Source organism: Bacillus cereus group sp. N24, assembly GCF_016483345.1.
GTDB lineage: Bacteria > Bacillota > Bacilli > Bacillales > Bacillaceae_G > Bacillus_A > Bacillus_A toyonensis.
Genome location: NZ_JAEHCA010000178.1, coordinates 1 through 218, shown reverse-complemented (window position 1 = coordinate 218; position 218 = coordinate 1). Strand labels below are relative to the sequence as shown.

Below are 218 nucleotides of genomic sequence, written 5' to 3'. Positions count from 1 at the left end.
GAAGCAAAAGCACAAGAAATAGCAAAGTCTAAGGAAGAAGCAAAAGCACAAGAAATAGTAAAGGCTAAAGAAGAAGCAAAAGCACAAGAAATAGTAAAGGCTAAAGAAGAAGCGAAAGCACAAGAAATAGCAAAGGCTAAAGAAGAAGCAAAAGCACAAGAAATAGCAAAGTCTAAGGAAGAAGCAAAAGCACAAGAAATAGTAAAGGCTAAAGAAGA

Annotated in this window: 1 pseudogene; it reads left to right on the top strand. The window is 35.3% G+C overall.

Annotated elements, in window-relative coordinates:
• Positions 1–218 (top strand): annotated as a pseudogene (locus JDS95_RS32335) (hypothetical protein); the annotation flags it as partial.